At 36.6% G+C, this 17,033-nt stretch carries 14 protein-coding genes; 5 read left to right on the plus strand and 9 right to left on the minus strand.

Features of this window, described 5'->3' with window-relative positions; genetic code table 11:
- The 4 genes from aroA to prfC all read right to left on the minus strand — a co-directional run bounded on the left by aroA (position 1) and on the right by prfC (position 6,879).
- A complete protein-coding gene (aroA, locus tag ACYIAL_RS00285) occupies positions 1-1,281 on the minus strand; it encodes a 3-phosphoshikimate 1-carboxyvinyltransferase (protein WP_483750633.1) in 1,281 nt (426 codons plus the stop codon).
- 21 nt (positions 1,282-1,302) lie between these two features.
- On the minus strand, positions 1,303-2,175 hold the full coding sequence (locus ACYIAL_RS00290) for a helix-turn-helix domain-containing protein (protein ID WP_483750634.1): 873 nt from the start codon (positions 2,173-2,175) through the stop codon (positions 1,303-1,305).
- A 98-nt stretch (positions 2,176-2,273) separates the two neighbouring features.
- Entirely contained in the window at positions 2,274-5,108 is a 2,835-nt protein-coding gene (ptrA, locus tag ACYIAL_RS00295; protein WP_483750635.1) for a pitrilysin, read from the minus strand.
- Positions 5,109-5,286: 178 nt separating this feature from the next.
- Positions 5,287-6,879 (minus strand): peptide chain release factor 3, encoded by a 1,593-nt coding sequence (gene prfC, locus ACYIAL_RS00300; RefSeq protein ID WP_174796016.1) that lies wholly within the window; start codon positions 6,877-6,879, stop codon positions 5,287-5,289.
- A 201-nt stretch (positions 6,880-7,080) separates the two neighbouring features.
- Between prfC and ilvY the strand changes: the two genes are divergently transcribed.
- A complete protein-coding gene (gene ilvY / locus ACYIAL_RS00305; RefSeq protein WP_065638941.1) occupies positions 7,081-7,983 on the plus strand; it encodes an HTH-type transcriptional activator IlvY in 903 nt (300 codons plus the stop codon).
- 134 nt (positions 7,984-8,117) lie between these two features.
- The gene (locus ACYIAL_RS00310; protein WP_483750636.1) at positions 8,118-10,307 is read left to right on the plus strand and encodes a 3-hydroxybutyrate oligomer hydrolase family protein; all 2,190 of its coding nucleotides are present in this window, start codon (positions 8,118-8,120) and stop codon (positions 10,305-10,307) included.
- A 74-nt stretch (positions 10,308-10,381) separates the two neighbouring features.
- Here the strand turns inward: ACYIAL_RS00310 and ACYIAL_RS00315 are convergent, their stop codons facing one another.
- The 3 genes from ACYIAL_RS00315 to fsa all read right to left on the minus strand — a co-directional run bounded on the left by ACYIAL_RS00315 (position 10,382) and on the right by fsa (position 12,601).
- Positions 10,382-10,963: an acyl carrier protein phosphodiesterase gene (locus ACYIAL_RS00315; protein ID WP_483750637.1), complete on the minus strand. Its 582-nt coding sequence runs from the start codon at positions 10,961-10,963 to the stop codon at positions 10,382-10,384.
- Positions 10,964-10,979: 16 nt separating this feature from the next.
- Positions 10,980-11,789, minus strand: coding sequence for a siderophore-interacting protein (locus ACYIAL_RS00320; RefSeq protein WP_483750638.1), 810 nt, complete (start codon positions 11,787-11,789; stop codon positions 10,980-10,982).
- Between the two features lie 149 nt (positions 11,790-11,938).
- Positions 11,939-12,601 carry a fructose-6-phosphate aldolase gene (fsa, locus tag ACYIAL_RS00325; protein ID WP_483750639.1) on the minus strand — a complete coding sequence of 221 codons (663 nt, stop codon included), beginning with the start codon at positions 12,599-12,601 and terminating at the stop codon, positions 11,939-11,941.
- A 265-nt stretch (positions 12,602-12,866) separates the two neighbouring features.
- Between fsa and ACYIAL_RS00330 the strand changes: the two genes are divergently transcribed.
- Both ACYIAL_RS00330 and ACYIAL_RS00335 read left to right on the plus strand, forming a co-directional pair.
- Positions 12,867-13,733 carry a helix-turn-helix transcriptional regulator gene (locus tag ACYIAL_RS00330; RefSeq protein ID WP_483750640.1) on the plus strand — a complete coding sequence of 289 codons (867 nt, stop codon included), beginning with the start codon at positions 12,867-12,869 and terminating at the stop codon, positions 13,731-13,733.
- Between the two features lie 65 nt (positions 13,734-13,798).
- The gene (locus ACYIAL_RS00335) at positions 13,799-14,053 is read left to right on the plus strand and encodes a hypothetical protein (RefSeq protein ID WP_483748018.1); all 255 of its coding nucleotides are present in this window, start codon (positions 13,799-13,801) and stop codon (positions 14,051-14,053) included.
- On the opposite strand, the gene ACYIAL_RS00340 is transcribed toward ACYIAL_RS00335, so the two are convergent.
- Positions 14,054-14,275: an EexN family lipoprotein gene (locus ACYIAL_RS00340; RefSeq protein ID WP_483750641.1), complete on the minus strand. Its 222-nt coding sequence runs from the start codon at positions 14,273-14,275 to the stop codon at positions 14,054-14,056.
- A 351-nt stretch (positions 14,276-14,626) separates the two neighbouring features.
- Between ACYIAL_RS00340 and ACYIAL_RS00345 the strand changes: the two genes are divergently transcribed.
- A complete protein-coding gene (locus tag ACYIAL_RS00345) occupies positions 14,627-14,842 on the plus strand; it encodes an HTH domain-containing protein (RefSeq protein ID WP_483750750.1) in 216 nt (71 codons plus the stop codon).
- A gap of 527 nt (positions 14,843-15,369) precedes the next feature.
- Here the strand turns inward: ACYIAL_RS00345 and proP are convergent.
- Positions 15,370-16,875 carry a glycine betaine/L-proline transporter ProP gene (proP, locus tag ACYIAL_RS00350; protein ID WP_483750642.1) on the minus strand — a complete coding sequence of 502 codons (1,506 nt, stop codon included), beginning with the start codon at positions 16,873-16,875 and terminating at the stop codon, positions 15,370-15,372.
- Positions 16,876-17,033: the final 158 nt, after the last annotated feature.

Genomic DNA, 17,033 nt, shown 5'->3' on the forward strand with positions numbered 1-17,033 from the left:
TTATTTTTCGCTTAATCGTTTAAATTGTTCGAAATAATCAGGAAAAGTTTTCATGGTACATTTAGGATCTAATATTGTTACAGCTGTATCAGAAAGCGCCACGAGTGAAAAGCACATAGCAATACGATGATCGTTATAAGTTTCGATTTCGGCATGGGTTAATTTTGCGGGTGGCAAAATAGTAATATAATCTTTGCCTTCATCGATCGTCGCCCCTACTTTACGCAATTCAGTTGCCATTGCATATAAACGGTCGGTTTCTTTAACTCGCCAATTATAAATATTACGGATTGTAGTTGGCCCTTTAGCAAATAAAGCCGTTGTTGCTATCGTCATTGCTGCATCAGGAATATGATTCATATCCATATCAATACCGTGTAATTGCCCATGTGAACATTCAATATAATCATCAGCCCAAATCACTGTAGCACCCATTTTTTCAAGCACATGGGCAAATTGTGTATCACCTTGTAAGCTTTTTTTACCAATGCCCGTTACCCTAACTGTGCCACCTTTAATTGCAGCCGCTGCTAAAAAATAAGAAGCCGACGAGGCATCGCCTTCAACTAAATAATGTCCCGGCGATTGATAACACTGATTTGCTTTAACCGTAAATTTTTGATAGTTGTGATTTGTGACTGACACACCAAAAATAGCCATCATTTTGATAGTGATATCAATATAAGGTTTAGATACCAAATCCCCAATGATAGTAATTTCAGTATCATTTTGTGCCAATGGCGAAGCCATTAACAAGGCTGTTAAAAATTGGCTAGATACAGAACCATTAACTTGGATGTTACCACCGGTAAAACCACCTTGAATATGTAGTGGTGGATAACCTTCATTTTCGAGATAATCAATATTAGCGCCTCCTTGACGCAATGCATCAACTAAATGGCCAATTGGACGTTCTTTCATACGAGGTTCGCCAGTTAACACAATATTATTAGGACCAAGACATAATGCAGCAGCTAAAGGACGCATTGCCGTACCAGCATTACCTAAAAAAAGCTCTAATGAATGGTCAGATTGCAACATTCCCCCTATACCTTGAACATCACAAATGGTGCGATCGTGCGATAACTGATACTTAACACCTAATGCTGCAAGTGCATCAAGCATATAACGCACATCATCACTATCTAGTAAATTAGTTAAACGAGTATTACCTTTACTTAGTGCTGATAGTAATAACGCACGATTAGAAACGCTTTTCGAACCTGGCAAATTAATCGTACCACTAAATTTTTTTATTGGTTGTAATGTTAAGGATAACATAATGACTCTCTTTAATATTCTTTAAAATTTTTCTAACGTCGTTTTTAATAAATCAATTGCTTGCTTATCTTTCGCACTATTTTGCCATAACTTATCAAATAAAAGACGATACCGTTTAATGGCATCATAAGATGAAGTGATTGACGCAATACCAGTAACCACGTTAGGTAACTCACCTAATCGAAATGGGCTCATTGCTAATGAGATGGGACTTTCATCTTGATAAAAAATCTGAAAAGCAATTGATGGAATCGCTTCTTGGGTAATAGCAATAGTGGGGGCAAAAGATTGTTGTTCTATTAGCTCAATTAAATGATAAACTTCTTTACGTGCTAATAACACCCTTTCTGACTTCTTACCTGGTGAAATTGTCAAATTTCCCACTAAACCAATATGCAAAAATCGCTCTACATTACGCAAACTAATTAAATTAATCACCTTTGGAACTGATTGATGAAACTGCTTTTTACGTTCTTTTAAAATTGACAAAATGACTGAATATTTTTGATGATCAATCAACTCGCTTGATTCATTGAGCATCAGAGCTAAATGAGAAAGATAATCAGGTGAAGTTAATAAAAATGAAAATGGATCGAAGTGAGAATAGATATGCGTTGATTGCTCTTCTAACTGACGCATGCGCTCAAAAAAACCTTCACCACTCGAATAATATTCGGTATCAATGCCAAGCAGACTTGCAAAAGACGTATCGAGTAAAGATGCCAGTCGCTCTAAAGTTTCGATTTTAACAATTTCACCTTTTTCTAACCGATAGACTGCTGCTCTTGAAATTTTAAGACTTTCTGCGACATCTTCAGCCTTCAATGAAGCGGCAATCCGATACGCTCGTAAACGCTGACCTATAGCACAATAATCAATCGATCCAGTAATCATAATACACTCAAACTATTGGGATTTTGGCAGTGTATCACAAGGTGATAACAATGCCAATTTTTGTCAAAATGGTTCGGATTAATATACATTTGAGTCTATTATTTTAACAAAATTTGTTGTAAAGCCGATGCGTTTTCAAACTCGGTATACTCGGTTATTGCTTGTGGTTGTTTTGATAAATCAGCGATATTACCTAATGCTTGAGAAGCAAAAACGAAACCTTTTGACTCCATTACAGCTCGAGTATAAAAATCAATCAAATCTTGCTTGGTTATTTTTTTTACCTGCGCTATTTTTTTAGCTCTAGAGTCAAAAGCAAATCGAGATAACCGATAATCTGCCATATAACGCCCTAACTCTTCATCCAATGTTTGTGGTGGCATATTTAATTCATCAAGCACACCCTTTTTATATTGCTCAATATCGTCTTTCGATAATGCTTGCAATTTGTTTAGCATGATTGGGAAAAACTCTTGATAACGTTTTAGCAAATAAGCTGGATCATATTGGTTGCTTTGAATTAAAAACCCAATTCCTGATGACTCACCTACGGTCACTGGTTGAGAAAATACAGCATAACCAAGCTGTTCATTAGTGCGCAGTTGGTCATAGAACCATGGTGAAATAATTTTTGACAGTAGATAACTTAATGTTCGTCCAGTGATTTGGTCATAATTAGCAGGGATATAGCTCATCATCAGAGCATTATCAGTTGTTTTAGCTCGCTGAGTGAGCCTAGCTGTTAACGCATTTTTGATTTTGATATCCTCTATCGGTGTAAACTCTGCACTACGAACCAACGTTTTTTGAATGGCATGATAAAGATCTAATGATTGATCATTTGATAAATTACCAACGCTTAGCATATAAGGTACTGAACTTGTTAACAACTGATCCCGATAAGCTAAAATATTATCAATACTGATATTGTCTATAATTTTACGTTTTTCACCTCGTTCAAAATAACGTGGCATTACCGATAAGGCTTTTACTGGGTTGATAGCTAATAAATAGCTTTTAGCATGCTCAGCAGCGTCAAGTTGTTGCAAATACCATGATTTAGCCAAAGCCAAACTTTGTTCATCAATATTAACTTGTCTGTAACTATCAAGGATTGCCAAAACCATTTCGGATAAATGCTGATTAAAACCACTTGCTGTGATCATCAATCCGTTATCACTACTTGTTGACAATGACATACCAGCAACGCCAGCTTGAAACTGTAACTTAGCTAAATCACGACCAACAATGTAGTCAAGCAAATCAAATGTTACCACTGATTTAGCATCACTAAAAGCTTGATTGTTGCGTAACGAAATAACAATAGCAGCTTTAGGTTCATTATTAAAATACTGACTAACAAAATGGATATGATTACCACGTTTACTAAACTCAGCTGGTTGAGCTTGATCACGGTTTTGCTTCATAATTGAAAAATCATCAGGAATATAAGGATTTAATTTGGGCAGATTAAACGCATAATTTTTGCCTAACATTGCCCAATTCGATTTTTGATCGCGGGTAATATTATCCACTTTATACGGTGCATCAACAAAATAAGCGGTCTTATTGGTAGTTTGATTTGGTGCAATCACCCAAATTCTAGCATTATCTGCCGTCAAACTTTTTAAACGTGCCGTAATGGCTAATTTATCAAAATAAGTAGCAACATAATCTGAATTTAATACGTTTTGTACGGGATATAATAACATCTGGTCGGATAGCCATTCTACATATGACATATCACGCTCAACATCTTGATATTTGAACCCTAACGCTAACACTTTTTGCATTTCTTGATAATAAGTGTCAGAAATGCCCTCTTTTTGCATCAGCTGTAAATAATTAAAAATAGCTCCAATAACTTTATCTTTTTGTGCAAGCCCCTCATCAGTTAAAGTCGCATTGATACTAAAAATGCCACTATTACCATAGCGAATCGGATCGCTTCCAGCTTGAATACCTTCAATCAATCCTTGTTTTTGTAGCTGATCAGCCAACGTATTTTGACTACGATTACTAATTAAATAAGCAATATATTCATCACTCTTGTTTGCAAATTTAGACAAGTTATTTTCAATTGGAAATTGCAACAACAATAACTTTTTGGGTTGAGCTGGTATCATGGCAATTTGCTTACCTAAACTATCAGCAGTGATTGCTGGTTTATCAACCTTAGGCGCATTGATATTTTTATTAGGAATTTTTCCGAAAGTGCTTTCAGCTAATTTTGCCAATTTATTGATTGACTGATTACTATAAATCACGCCTACCATAATATTGGAGGAATAATAATTACGATGAAATCCAACTAATGCATCTTGCAACTTACTACCGTCTTTATCGCTTAACGTTTCTAAATTACCGCCTGAAAATTGCGAAGCTGGATGATTTTGATTAATTGTTTCGGAATCAACTTGCCCAATTAGAAAACCATCATTAGATCTGGCCATAGTCATTTCGGCATTAACGGCATTGCGTTCTTTATCGGCAAAATTAGGATCTAAATTAGGTTCAGCAATCGCATCGGCTAAATAATCGAGTGCTTTATCAAATGCGCTATTTTCAATCTCAAAATAAAACGCGGTTCGATGTGCCGCAGTGCTAGCATTATAACTACCTGCATGACGGCTTAAAAACTGAGAAAAGCTGGCAGGCTCTGGGTAATTTTTTGATCCCATTAGCACCATGTGTTCAGCATAATGTGCCAACCCTTGCTGATCTTGCGGATCTTGTAATGATCCAACAGGCAACGCCAATGAACCGAGTGACTTAACTGCATTAGGATCAGACACAAGCAGCACTCGCATTTTATTTGAGAGCTCAATTACTTCATATTGACGCTTGTCACGATCGCTTTGTTGTACTTTTTCTAACAAAACTGGTCTTGCAAGTTTATTTTCAATAGCAAAAGATATAGGTGAAGTAGTCATAGTTAATAGTCCAATAAAACTACCAATTATTAAATTCACTACTCTTTTATTTTTCAAATCCATCATATTCACTCGCTTGACTTTATCGTAAAAAAATAAGTTTTAAAAAGAAAAGAAAGAGAATTTATCAAAACACCTAGGCATGATGATAAATTCCGCTATTATGTGATAAATACAATTAATGTTCCCGAGTTTTTCGAAATTCAACATCAGGATATCGTTCTTCGGTCAAATTCAAATTAACCATACTTGGTGCAATATAAGAAAGATTATCTCCTCCATCTAAAGCCAAGTTCTGCTCGCATTTACGCTTAAACTCTTCTAATTTTTTCACATCAGAACACTCAACCCAACGAGCAGTTGTCACATTAACAGGCTCATAAATGGCTTCAACGTTATATTCCGATTTTAAACGCGCAACGACCACATCAAACTGTAGCACACCAACAGCGCCCACAATTAAATCATTATTCGCTAATGGGCGGAATACTTGTACCGCTCCTTCCTCTGATAGTTGAACAAGTCCTTTTAATAATTGTTTTTGTTTGAGAGGATCTCTTAAACGAATGCGACGGAATAGTTCTGGTGCAAAGTTAGGAATACCAGTAAATTTCAAATCTTCGCCTTGCGTAAAGGTATCACCGATTTGAATCGTACCATGATTATGTAAACCAATAATATCGCCGGCATAGGCTTCTTCAACATGTTCACGATCACCGGCCATAAATGTTAAGGCATCAGAAATATTAATATCTTTGGCAATACGCACATGACGTAACTTCATACCTTTTTCATATTTACCTGATACAATGCGCATAAATGCCACGCGGTCACGATGTTTAGGATCCATATTAGCTTGAATTTTAAAGACAAAACCACTGAATTTTTCTTCTGATGATTCAACTTCACGTTTATCGGTTTGACGAGGTTGAGGAGTTGGTGCCCAAGCAGTTAAGCCATCAAGCATATGATCAACCCCAAAATTACCCAATGCCGTACCAAAAAAGACTGGCGTTAAATCACCCGACAAGAAAGCATCTAGATCAAATTCATTGGAAGCCCCTTGCACTAATTCAAGCTCTTCGCGCAGTTGCTGTGCTAAATCATCACCGACCGCTAAATCTAAATCAGGGTTAGTTAACCCTTTAATAATTCGCACCTCTTGTATAGTATGGCCTTGACCAGATTGATAAAGATATGTTTCATCTTTCGCTAAATGATAAACACCTTTAAATAACTTGCCACAACCAATCGGCCACGTAATCGGCGCGCACATTATATTTAGCTCGTTTTCGACTTCATCAAGCAATTCCATCGGGTCGCGAATATCACGATCTAACTTATTCATAAAGGTTAAAATTGGTGTATTACGCAAACGCGTGACTTCCATTAATTTACGTGTGCGATCCTCTACCCCTTTTGCCGCATCAATCACCATCAAACAACTATCAACCGCAGTTAGCGTGCGGTAAGTATCTTCAGAAAAGTCTTCGTGTCCGGGAGTATCCAATAAATTAACCAAACAATCATTATAAGGAAACTGCATAACTGAGGTGGTAATTGAAATACCACGTTGTTTTTCCATTTCCATCCAGTCTGATTTAGCATGCTGGGCATTAGCGCCACGGCCTTTGACTGTACCTGCTGTTTGGATTGCGTGTCCAAATAAAAGCACCTTTTCGGTAATGGTGGTTTTACCGGCATCAGGGTGAGAAATAATCGCAAAAGTGCGACGTGCATTAACTTCGTCTAAATAAGCTTGTTCTGTCATAAAACTGTTTTAATCCACACAAAAATAATCATCTATTTTAGCAGGTATCTGTCTGTTTTGCCATTGATGTTATGCACAAGCCCATTTGCCTTATTTGTTGAACTATGCATAATATTTGCCTAATAAGTCATGCATAATTTACTGCTTCTTGACAAAAAGTTTCAGGAAACTATGCGTTTTAGTATAAAACCGGAACTTGCTATGAACATTCGTGATTTAAAATTGTACCTACATTTATGCGAAACCTGTCACTTTGGTATCACCGCACATGCCATGCATGTTAGTCCTTCAACCTTATCAAGACAGATCCAACGGCTTGAAGAACATTTTGGTCATCCGCTATTTATTCGCGATAACAGGCAAGTACAAATCACTCAAGTCGGCGAAAAAGTTAAACGCTTTGCTCAGCAAGTAATAAACATGCACCAACAGCTAAAATATGATTTAGATCAATCCAACCAACAGCTTGTCGGCGAACTTACGCTTTTTTGTTCGGTCACGGCCGCATATAGCCACTTGCCCGAAATACTCGATCGCTTTAGAAGCCACTATCCACTTGTTGAAATCAAGCTTTCAACCGGTGATGCCGCCGACGCAGTTGAAAAAATACAAGCCAATGCAGCCGATTTAGCCATTGCTGGCAAACCTAAACAACTCCCAACTGGCATTGAGTTTTTAAAATTTGGTGAAATTGAAATGGTCTTGCTAATCCCCAAACTTAACAGCACATTTAGCGACAAATTACATCAAAAACAACCCGATTGGCATAATATTCCGTTTATACTGCCAGAACACGGGCCAAGTCGCCACCGTATCGATTTATGGTTTAAGCAAAAAAAAATCACCAATCCCAAAATTTATGCAACAGTTGCGGGGCACGAAGCCATTGTATCAATGGTTGCTTTAGGATGTGGCGTCGCTTTATTGCCAAAAGTTGTAATGGATAACAGCCCAGAGCGAGTAAGAGAACGCATAACCGAATGGTCTACCAACTTAATGGAACCGTTTGATGTAGGTATTTGCGTACAAAAGAGACGGTTATCTGAAAAAATCATCGCTGCCTTTTGGGCAATTTGCAATTTAAATCTACCTAATAACGAATAACAAAAATATAGTGTATAATCGCGCATTAAAAACTAAAACCATCATAATGGACGTATTAAATTACTGAGAAACGACTCATTTTTTGCAAGATATAACAATTAAATCTGATAAATATGATTGTAATGGAATTCCAAATGAAACAGATAAAAATGTTAGCCTCATTGATACTTCTTGCTGGTGTTACCCTACCATCAGTAACACAGGCCAACACGACAGAATCAATCGAACCAGTTAAAAAGACTAAAGCGACCACATCTGGGACAAACACAGATACCAGCATAAAAACCGACAACAAAACAGTTGCAGCTACAGCTACAACCAATACCAAGATTGACACTAACAGTGATACCCCAGTCCAAAATGACAACACAATCCATAAACCTAAGTGGTTAGTTCGCAGTACATTGGCTTATTATGATGGCGATAGCAACGATCTTGTTACCGCTGGACTGGGCTTTACGCCGTTATCAACCACCATTATTACTCCTGAAGTCGAAGTTCCGAGCAAACCACACTTTCAAGAACGACGACAAGCCAAATTAAATCGTTATATTGACACCAAAATTGGCGAGGGAACACTATTCGGTTTTAGAAAGCAAGAATTAACTCCTTTGTTTGACGGCAAAATTGCAGGTACTGAAATATTAGCGGTACAAAGGCAAGACGGCGTGGGCATGCTGCTACAAATTCCGATTGATTTTGACAAAAACAAACCTTGCATTGTTGCCGTTCCTGCCATTGATTCAGACGGAGTACTCAATGCCAAAGATGTACAAATTCGTGGATTATGGGGACTTAGGCACAACTGCGCAGTGGTCTATAACGACAAAGGATTAGGCAATGGCATTTATGATATCAAACGCAAGCTTGGTTTTACCGTATGGGGCGAAGTGGATAGCGGTAATATCTTATTTCATCCTTCGATAAAGAATAAAGAAAAATATATTCAAAAATATCCCCATCGCTATGCCATAAAACAACTGCACTCAAAAATCAATGCCGAAGCACGCTGGGGCGAACATGTTCTAAAATCTCTTGAGTTTGCCTTTTATGAACTTAATAGTATGTTTTCGCCCAATAAACAGGTTATATTTAATAAAGACAATACCCTTGTTTTAGTCTATGGAGCGAGTGATGGTGGCGGTGCAGCATTAAAAGCAGGCGAATTGGATGACCAAAATATGATAGACGGCATTGTAGCAGTTAATCCACAAATTCAGCCGAATATTGATAAATCCCGAGTTACCCTCAAAATAGGTAACAGCAACAAACAAAAACTAGAAACAAAATCCATTGCCAATTACAGTGCTTATGGCGCACTATATATACCGTGTGCAATTCCCGCAATAAAACCTTATAAAGACAATGCTTACGTGCCTTATGCCAGTTATTTTCTTCACTCACAACAACGCTGTAATGCCCTAAAAAAGGCAAAACTACTCACGACAGGTACGCCCGAAGAAGCGCTAGAAAAACTACACCAAAATGGCTGGACACCCGATATGGACATCCAACTACCCTATTTTTACTACACGGAATCCATTGGCCTACCTTACCAATATATTAGTGCTTATGGCAAATACGATGTCACCGAAAACATGTGTGATTTTTCGGTCGCTAGTACTCAGCAAAATCCAATATATTACAGTGGAAAAGTCGCGCCATTAGAAGAAATTTCGTTTGAACAAATATGGGGCATGGCAAACGGACATTTGCCGCTTTGGAATGGCCGAGATGCAACGGTTTTGGATCTGGTTGAAAACGAAGATCTCAACACGCCAAGACGTGAATTTTATTCTAGTTCGCAAACCAAAAATATGGTTGATTATGGCACTAAAGGCGCAATTTGTGTTTATAAAAAATCACAAGATCCGCGCGTTAAGCAAGGCATAAAACAAGTTATGGCATCGGGCAACTTAAATGGTATAAAAACTTTTATTGTACATGGACGCAATAATGTTAAACAGTTACCCAACTATACATCGCGTGCTTATGTTGCTTTAAATAGTTTAGTTGAAGGAAAACAATCGCAACTACGATACATTGAAGTTGAAAATGCCAGTTACTTAGACGGCAGACCACCATTTGACAACACTTTAATACCAATTGATTATTATGGCGAAGATGCCATTGAATGGTTATGGGCCAATTTAACCACCAACGCCACACTACCGGTAAGTCAAGTAGTGCGAGCCAAAGCGCGCGGCGGCAAAAGTGGTTATGCACCACAAGTAACCAGTAAAAATTTAAAATCGATAACGCAAACGCCGAATCGCAATGATGTCATCCAAACAAACGATGGCAAACTGATATTACCAAATTGACAGTAAATATCCCAAAACCACTATCGGTTTAAGTGGCAGTATAACAGCTTAAACCGATAGCAGCAAAATCCATCTTAGTTCATGCTTTCTTTTACCGCTAAACAAATTTTGGGATATAACACAAAAAACAGCGAGGCTAATTGTGTATAATGTTGTTTAATATCAACAATAGTTTCGCTTAACAAATACAACTTTGGCCGTCTATTGGCCATGCGACCTAGCACATCACCGACAAAATCGATAGAAGCATAATTTTCCAGCCATGCACCTTGCCACACCGCGTTCATAAAATGTTGATAATCGGCCGGATAAGCATCAATATAAGGCTGGATATGCGCTTTTGTTACTTGATTAAATTGAGCCACACTTGGCAACACCCCATAATTAGCCCAATGTTTTGACAAAAAGTGATCCCAAACAATATCTAACGTAATGGGAGCAACGCGCTGATGCGATTTTCGAAATAGCAATTTGGCCTGTTTAACTTCAAATAGGCTATCAGTTAAACTATCAATTTTGCGATGCAACATAATGCCATCAGCAATAGTGGGCTCATAAGTTAAATAAGGATCACCTTTAACAAAATCCGCCACAGTATTACCAATTAACGAACTACGCGCCAACGTAGCCAAATGTAAATGAGCCAAAATGTTCATAAAATAGCAACACCCATTATTCACGATGCTTAAATTCGCCTTCGGCAAAACCTTCTCGCCAATAGCTAGTAATATGAAAAGCATCTGGCTGCAAATGTGTAAACTTATCCTTAACGGCATGACGAACAGCTTGTGCCAACGAACGTTCCATTCCCCCCCAAAATAATAACTTATCTTGCCCTGATAAATCGGCACTGATCACCGCATCAATTAACTGATGAGGTTTATCCGAATTTTGCACCAACCAGTTAACCTCAACACTTTTATTAACTGGCAATGACACCATATCACTTTTATGATTAACCTGCATAAAAGCAAAAACCTTTTGTTTTTTAGGAAGATGCTCAAGTGTATAACAAATGGCAGGCACCGCTGAAATATCGCCCATCAACACCAAATAATCATCAGTAAATTTCAACTTACCGGCAGCGCCAATTAAACCAATTTGATCGCCAACCTTAGCTTTTTGCGACCAAACCGAAGCTAAACCAGTGTCATGAATGGCAAAATCAACAAAAAATTGATTGGCAACGTGATCAAACTCGCGCACGCTATAGCTACGAACAAGCTGACGCAACTTATCGTCAACAAGGATTTTATTATTTTCATCAAGTTGCGGAAACGCAATTAAGCCAGTTAAAGGATCTGGGAACAACAATTTTAAATACGGACAAATCCATAATGGATCAATATTAACTGGTTTATTGCAACCAAACTCAATGCGAATAAAGCTCGGTGAGATTTTTTCAACATTCAATACTGTTAATAACGCATTAACAATGACTTTTTTGTTTATTTTGATTTTTTGTTTTTTTTCATCCATCATGTCCACCCTTATTTTTATTGTTAATTAAAATCATCATACAACAAAAAATGTTAGAGTTATGCTATTTTTACAATTGAAAAAATAGATACACTTGTTCGACCTAATAGTGGAAGAACAAGCTCATGCAAAAAACTAATTGTCAAATAAATTTAAAACGTTAACTTACCAAAAGCACCACACCAATCTTGACTAAACTTAGTAATTGCTGCATCCACAGCTGGATCAGAAATAAACTGTTCTGCCACATCTACCGGCAACGTAATAGATTTGCAACCTGCAAGCATACAATCTAACGCTTGCCTTGGTGTTCTAAAACTAGCGGCTAATACCATTGCCTGTGGGCAATGCAAATCTAACAATTTTTGCAACTCAAGCACGGTATCTTTGCTATTTCCACCTTGAGCATCGATGCGGTTGACATAAGGTGCAATATATTTAGCTCCTGCTAATGCTGCCAAAAAGCCTTGTCCTGCACCATAAACAGCCGTGCCTAACGTAGGAATACCTTGCTGGGCTAGTGCTTTTATTGCAATCAAGCCTTGCGCATTAACAGGGATTTTAGTCACAATCGACGGCACCTCCTTTCTAAGTTGATGAGCTTCTTTTATCATTTCGTCGGCATTACTTGAAAGCACTTGGGCAAACAGCAATTTATCTGAACCTAACACCTCTTGTAATTCATCTAATAACGAAAAAATTGGCTTGCCCGATTTTGCTACAATGCTTGGATTAGTGGTAACCCCACTAATAGGTAACACTTTAGCTAAACGTTTGATATCGGCAATATCGGCGGTATCTAAATATAATTCCATGGTTAACTCCTAATTCAGAATGAACAATCACTTGTTAACATATAACAACATTTGCATAACAAACATCGTAAAAAAAAATAACTCTACCGCCTAGAAGACGAATTTGCCATTTACTGGATTTTTATACGCTATATAAAAAAATGAGACTTAGATCACACAATTAAAACTTTAAAATAACTTATTAAATAAAAAAGATTTATAACAATTTTCATCTTTTTTTAACTGTATATAATCTAAATAAACCTACACCACTTAATTTATCCTTATGACAAAATCCATCAACAACGCATTAACCAAGTTTGTAATTCGTCAGCAAACAATCAATCGTATCTATTTTGTAAATAACAGCAATTGCGCCCTTTTGCATACCCACCCCGTCGACTTTCCGCAAATTGAAATCATATTAGAAGGAACGCAACAAATGCAATGGGCGGATAACAATGGAAAAATTATTGAAAAAATATTATCGACTAATGATCTTTTATATATTTCCGCTCACAGCTGGCACAAGCCCCTTTGGCATACACCATCGACCTTATTAAGTATCTTATTTGATAAACAACAAATCGGTATAAGCTTATTGCATTGGGATGGATTGCAGTTAATTCCTCAAGGTCAAGTCAATACCCCAAGACGAGGACCTCGGATTGGCACATTTATCATTCAAGCACTGAGCGAACTCATTTGGCACAACCCACTATACAAACACAATCAAACCGCCCACTACCTTATTCACAGTTTACTGAGCAATACGTTAGATTTGCTCAATACCGACATCAAAACTTCATCCAAAACAACCAGCCTATATGAAGCTATTCGCCAATATATCGATATACACTTTCGTGAAGATATAACGCGTGACTTTTTGGCAAATATGTTTTATATCTCACCCAATTATTTATCACATCTATTTCAAAGCGAGGGAAAAATAGGATTAAACCAGTACCTTAATCATATTCGCTTGGAATATGCCAAATCGCTGTTAAAAGATTATGAGCTGAATGTAAAGGAAATTGCCCTTGCATCAGGTTTTAAAGATAGTAATTATTTTTGTCGGATTTTCAAAAAAAAGACAGAGCGAACACCAACCGAATATCGTCGACAATATCATAGTAAGTTAATGTGCAAATAGTTTTTTCACAGTTAACGTTCAAACGCTTTTGTTTTTCACAATGAGCTATAGAAAAAGTTGAACCATTGGAGGCTCAAGAATTTATTATTAATGATTTTGGTCAGGCTAATTATCAATTTCCAATAAACGGTAAGCAATCAGCATTTGCAAAATTAGTTGATAACAACGGCAATGAAAAGACTATTTGGTCGAAACAGATTAATCGATTTTTAAATGAAAATAAAGCAGAAAAAGGAGATAAGATTATAATACAAGGTGATAAGTTTATAATGAATAAGAAGCAAATTAAGTCTATAAACTTATCACAGATAGAGATTTAATTAATCCCACGCGTGAGGGTTGTGTTTTGGTGTTTCTATACTTATTAATGCATCAAATACATTTTTACAGTTTAGACTATCTCCATCAATTTCGCCATTTTGACATTTTTTATTATATTCATCTCGTAGTTCTTTGTTATTTTCAAAGTCAGAAACAGTATAGGTCTTTTCATTACATCCGAATAAAAATATAGCGGTAATTAATACTAGTATCTTTTTCATATAAATTCCTTATAATTGTGGGTTTATATTAGATTAAGTTTTATTGTGTTTTATTAAGAAATCATTTACAGCCAGCCTAAGTAAATCAGAAATTGTCTTCAAAGGCAACTTTGCTCGTTTATTTTTTATTTCAATATCGTCTAATTCTTCATATTAGCTTTCATCAATTTCAAACGAAATTTTTCTCATGACTTTAGATTTAGATTCTGTCTTACCGCTAGAATATGGACGATCTGCTAATTCATCAGCCAGTTTATTTGCTTAGTTGTTTATAGTAATTTGATAAGGCATTGTAATGAATATAAATAAAAAGCAAAATTAACACTTTATCAAAGACAAGGGGTTTGTCACATAAATCATAAAGAAAAAATAACTGTCACTGAGTTGGCTAAACGCTTTATGATTAGTCGTCCGACTATTTATAACGTACTAAAGAAAACCCGATTGAAGCTGTCTGTGCCTCTAACCAGCATAGTTAAATGTTATAAAACAATTAGTTATAAATCTAAACATCTGGTTAAAGTTAAAAAGTCCATTGAAGATAAACTAAGACAACAAGCTAACTAAACACTATAACAAAACCTATCCGGGCGAAATAATCACTGAATAGCATAACCAATGATTTCTAAACCGCCTATGCGGCGGTAAACTCCAAAACTCGGTAAATGCTGTTTTATATTTATTTCTAAACCGCCTATGCGGCGGTAAACGTTGTCAATACCACTGTGCGCCATGCCTGTTATTTCTAAACCGCCTATGCGGCGGTAAACAAATTACCTACTTTTTCTTTTTAAATGAATTTTTTCTAAACCGCCTATGCGGCGGTAAACTAGAAACTGATATACTATAAACCTTGTTTAGCAAAAGGCAAATAGGATTTCTGTTTTCAAAAACCCTTTTTTGTATCGCTTTCCTAATATATTGTTTTTATTTACTTTAATTTATTAACAAAAAAAAGGGTTGGCAGCGTTTTGGTTATTTTTATGATGGGTTAATTTTACTATTAAAAATTATTCAGGTAGAGTATTGATTTTATTAAATTTTAGTTTTGTATATTTTTAAAGCAAAACATACAAAACCAAAAAAATAAAAAATCAATCTAACTTAGGATGCTGATCCACTAAATTTTGTCGCTGAGCCTGCAGGGTTTCGATCTTCTGTTCAATATCTTCGACTTTGTGCTCTATTGTGTCAAAGTGATCCGATAAGATTTCTTTGGCTTCTGAACGATCTGATGCCGCTGGCGTTGCGCCACGCAATGGTTGGTTTGCGGTTTCTCTCATCTTTATGCCAGTAAGTAAACCAATTAATGCCACGACCATTAGATAATATGCTGGCATATATAGATTATGACTTTCTTCAACCAGCCAAGCGATAACGGTAGGTGTCGCACCAGCAACTAATACCGAGATATTAAAAGATATCGCCAATGCACTATAACGAATACTGGTTGGAAAGATAGCCGGTAAAATGGAAGCCATAACACCAGTAAAACAGTTAAGTAATACAGCTAAAATCAATAATCCTAAGAAAATAAGACCAATAATGTCACTATTGATCATAATGAAAGAGGGATAAGAAAGAATTAATAAACCTAAGCTACCGCCAATAATAAATGGTCGGCGACCAATTTTATCGCTAATAAAACCGATCAATGGTTGCACAAATAGCATGCCTACCATAATGGCAATAATAATTAGCACCCCGTGTTCCGTATGATAATTTAGGTTGTGAGATAAATAGCTAGGCATATAAGTAAGCAACATATAATAAGTCACATTAGTGACAATAACGAGCCCCACACAGACCAGTAGGCTTTGCCAATATTTGGTTATGATCTCTTTAAATGTCATTTTAGGTTGATTGGTAATATGATCACGATCATTTTGATCCATTAAATCGGTATGCTGCTGAAATGCTGGTGTTTCATCTAATGCATGACGTAAATAAAGCCCAATTAATCCAAGTGGCAAAGCAAATAAGAATGGAATTCGCCAGCCCCAATCATGAAATGCATTTTTTCCAAGAATGCTTGATAATAATACCACTAAGCCAGCACCAACTAAAAACCCAGCAATAGAACCAAAATCTAACCAACTCCCCATAAAACCGCGTTTGCGATCTGGCGAGTATTCGGCAACAAATATGGCTGCGCCAGAATATTCGCCGCCAATTGAAAAACCTTGCGCAAATTTAGCTAACAGTAATAATATAGGGGCAGCAATGCCAATTGATGCATAAGATGGAATTAAGCCAATACAAAAAGTGCTTAATGACATTATGATAATGGTGATTGATAATACTTTTTGTCGTCCAAATTTATCGCCAAGAATACCAAAAACCAATCCCCCTAACGGCCGAACTAAAAACGGAACCGAAAATGTGGCAAGCGCTGCCACCATTTGAACACTTGGCGAGGCATCAGGGAAAAAGACTTGCCCTAATACATAAGCTAAAAAGCCATACACACCAAAATCAAACCATTCCATTGCATTACCTAACGCAGCTGCAGTAATGGCTTTTTTTAACTTGCTATCATCAATTATTAGAATATCGTTGATGTTTAATGGTTTGTTTTTGAACTTTCTTGTTTTTTTCATAAAATACCGCCTGTTTACCTAAAAATAATAAAAAAGGAATGATGCAACAAGGTAAACGGTTACCTTTTAATACATAAAAAAACAATACTTTTTGGACTACACATCAAAATGTGTTTATCAGCTAATTAAAATTGAAGCAAAAGACAGCAAAGATAAAA

Source organism: Gilliamella sp. X-57 (assembly GCF_057063565.1).

Bases quoted from the DNA above. Each gene is read 5' to 3' on its own strand.
- ACYIAL_RS00310 (WP_483750636.1), top strand. From the start codon at position 8,118: ATGAAACAGATAAAAATGTTAGCCTCATTGATACTTCTTGCTGGTGTT.
- ACYIAL_RS00330 (WP_483750640.1), top strand. From the start codon at position 12,867: ATGACAAAATCCATCAACAACGCATTAACCAAGTTTGTAATTCGTCAG.
- proP (WP_483750642.1), bottom strand. From the start codon at position 16,875: ATGAAAAAAACAAGAAAGTTCAAAAACAAACCATTAAACATCAACGAT.
- fsa (WP_483750639.1), bottom strand. From the start codon at position 12,601: ATGGAATTATATTTAGATACCGCCGATATTGCCGATATCAAACGTTTA.
- ptrA (WP_483750635.1), bottom strand. From the start codon at position 5,108: ATGACTACTTCACCTATATCTTTTGCTATTGAAAATAAACTTGCAAGA.
- ilvY (WP_065638941.1), top strand. From the start codon at position 7,081: ATGAACATTCGTGATTTAAAATTGTACCTACATTTATGCGAAACCTGT.
- ACYIAL_RS00290 (WP_483750634.1), bottom strand. From the start codon at position 2,175: ATGATTACTGGATCGATTGATTATTGTGCTATAGGTCAGCGTTTACGA.
- prfC (WP_174796016.1), bottom strand. From the start codon at position 6,879: ATGACAGAACAAGCTTATTTAGACGAAGTTAATGCACGTCGCACTTTT.
- ACYIAL_RS00320 (WP_483750638.1), bottom strand. From the start codon at position 11,789: ATGATGGATGAAAAAAAACAAAAAATCAAAATAAACAAAAAAGTCATT.
- aroA (WP_483750633.1), bottom strand. From the start codon at position 1,281: ATGTTATCCTTAACATTACAACCAATAAAAAAATTTAGTGGTACGATT.
- ACYIAL_RS00315 (WP_483750637.1), bottom strand. From the start codon at position 10,963: ATGAACATTTTGGCTCATTTACATTTGGCTACGTTGGCGCGTAGTTCG.
- ACYIAL_RS00340 (WP_483750641.1), bottom strand. From the start codon at position 14,275: ATGAAAAAGATACTAGTATTAATTACCGCTATATTTTTATTCGGATGT.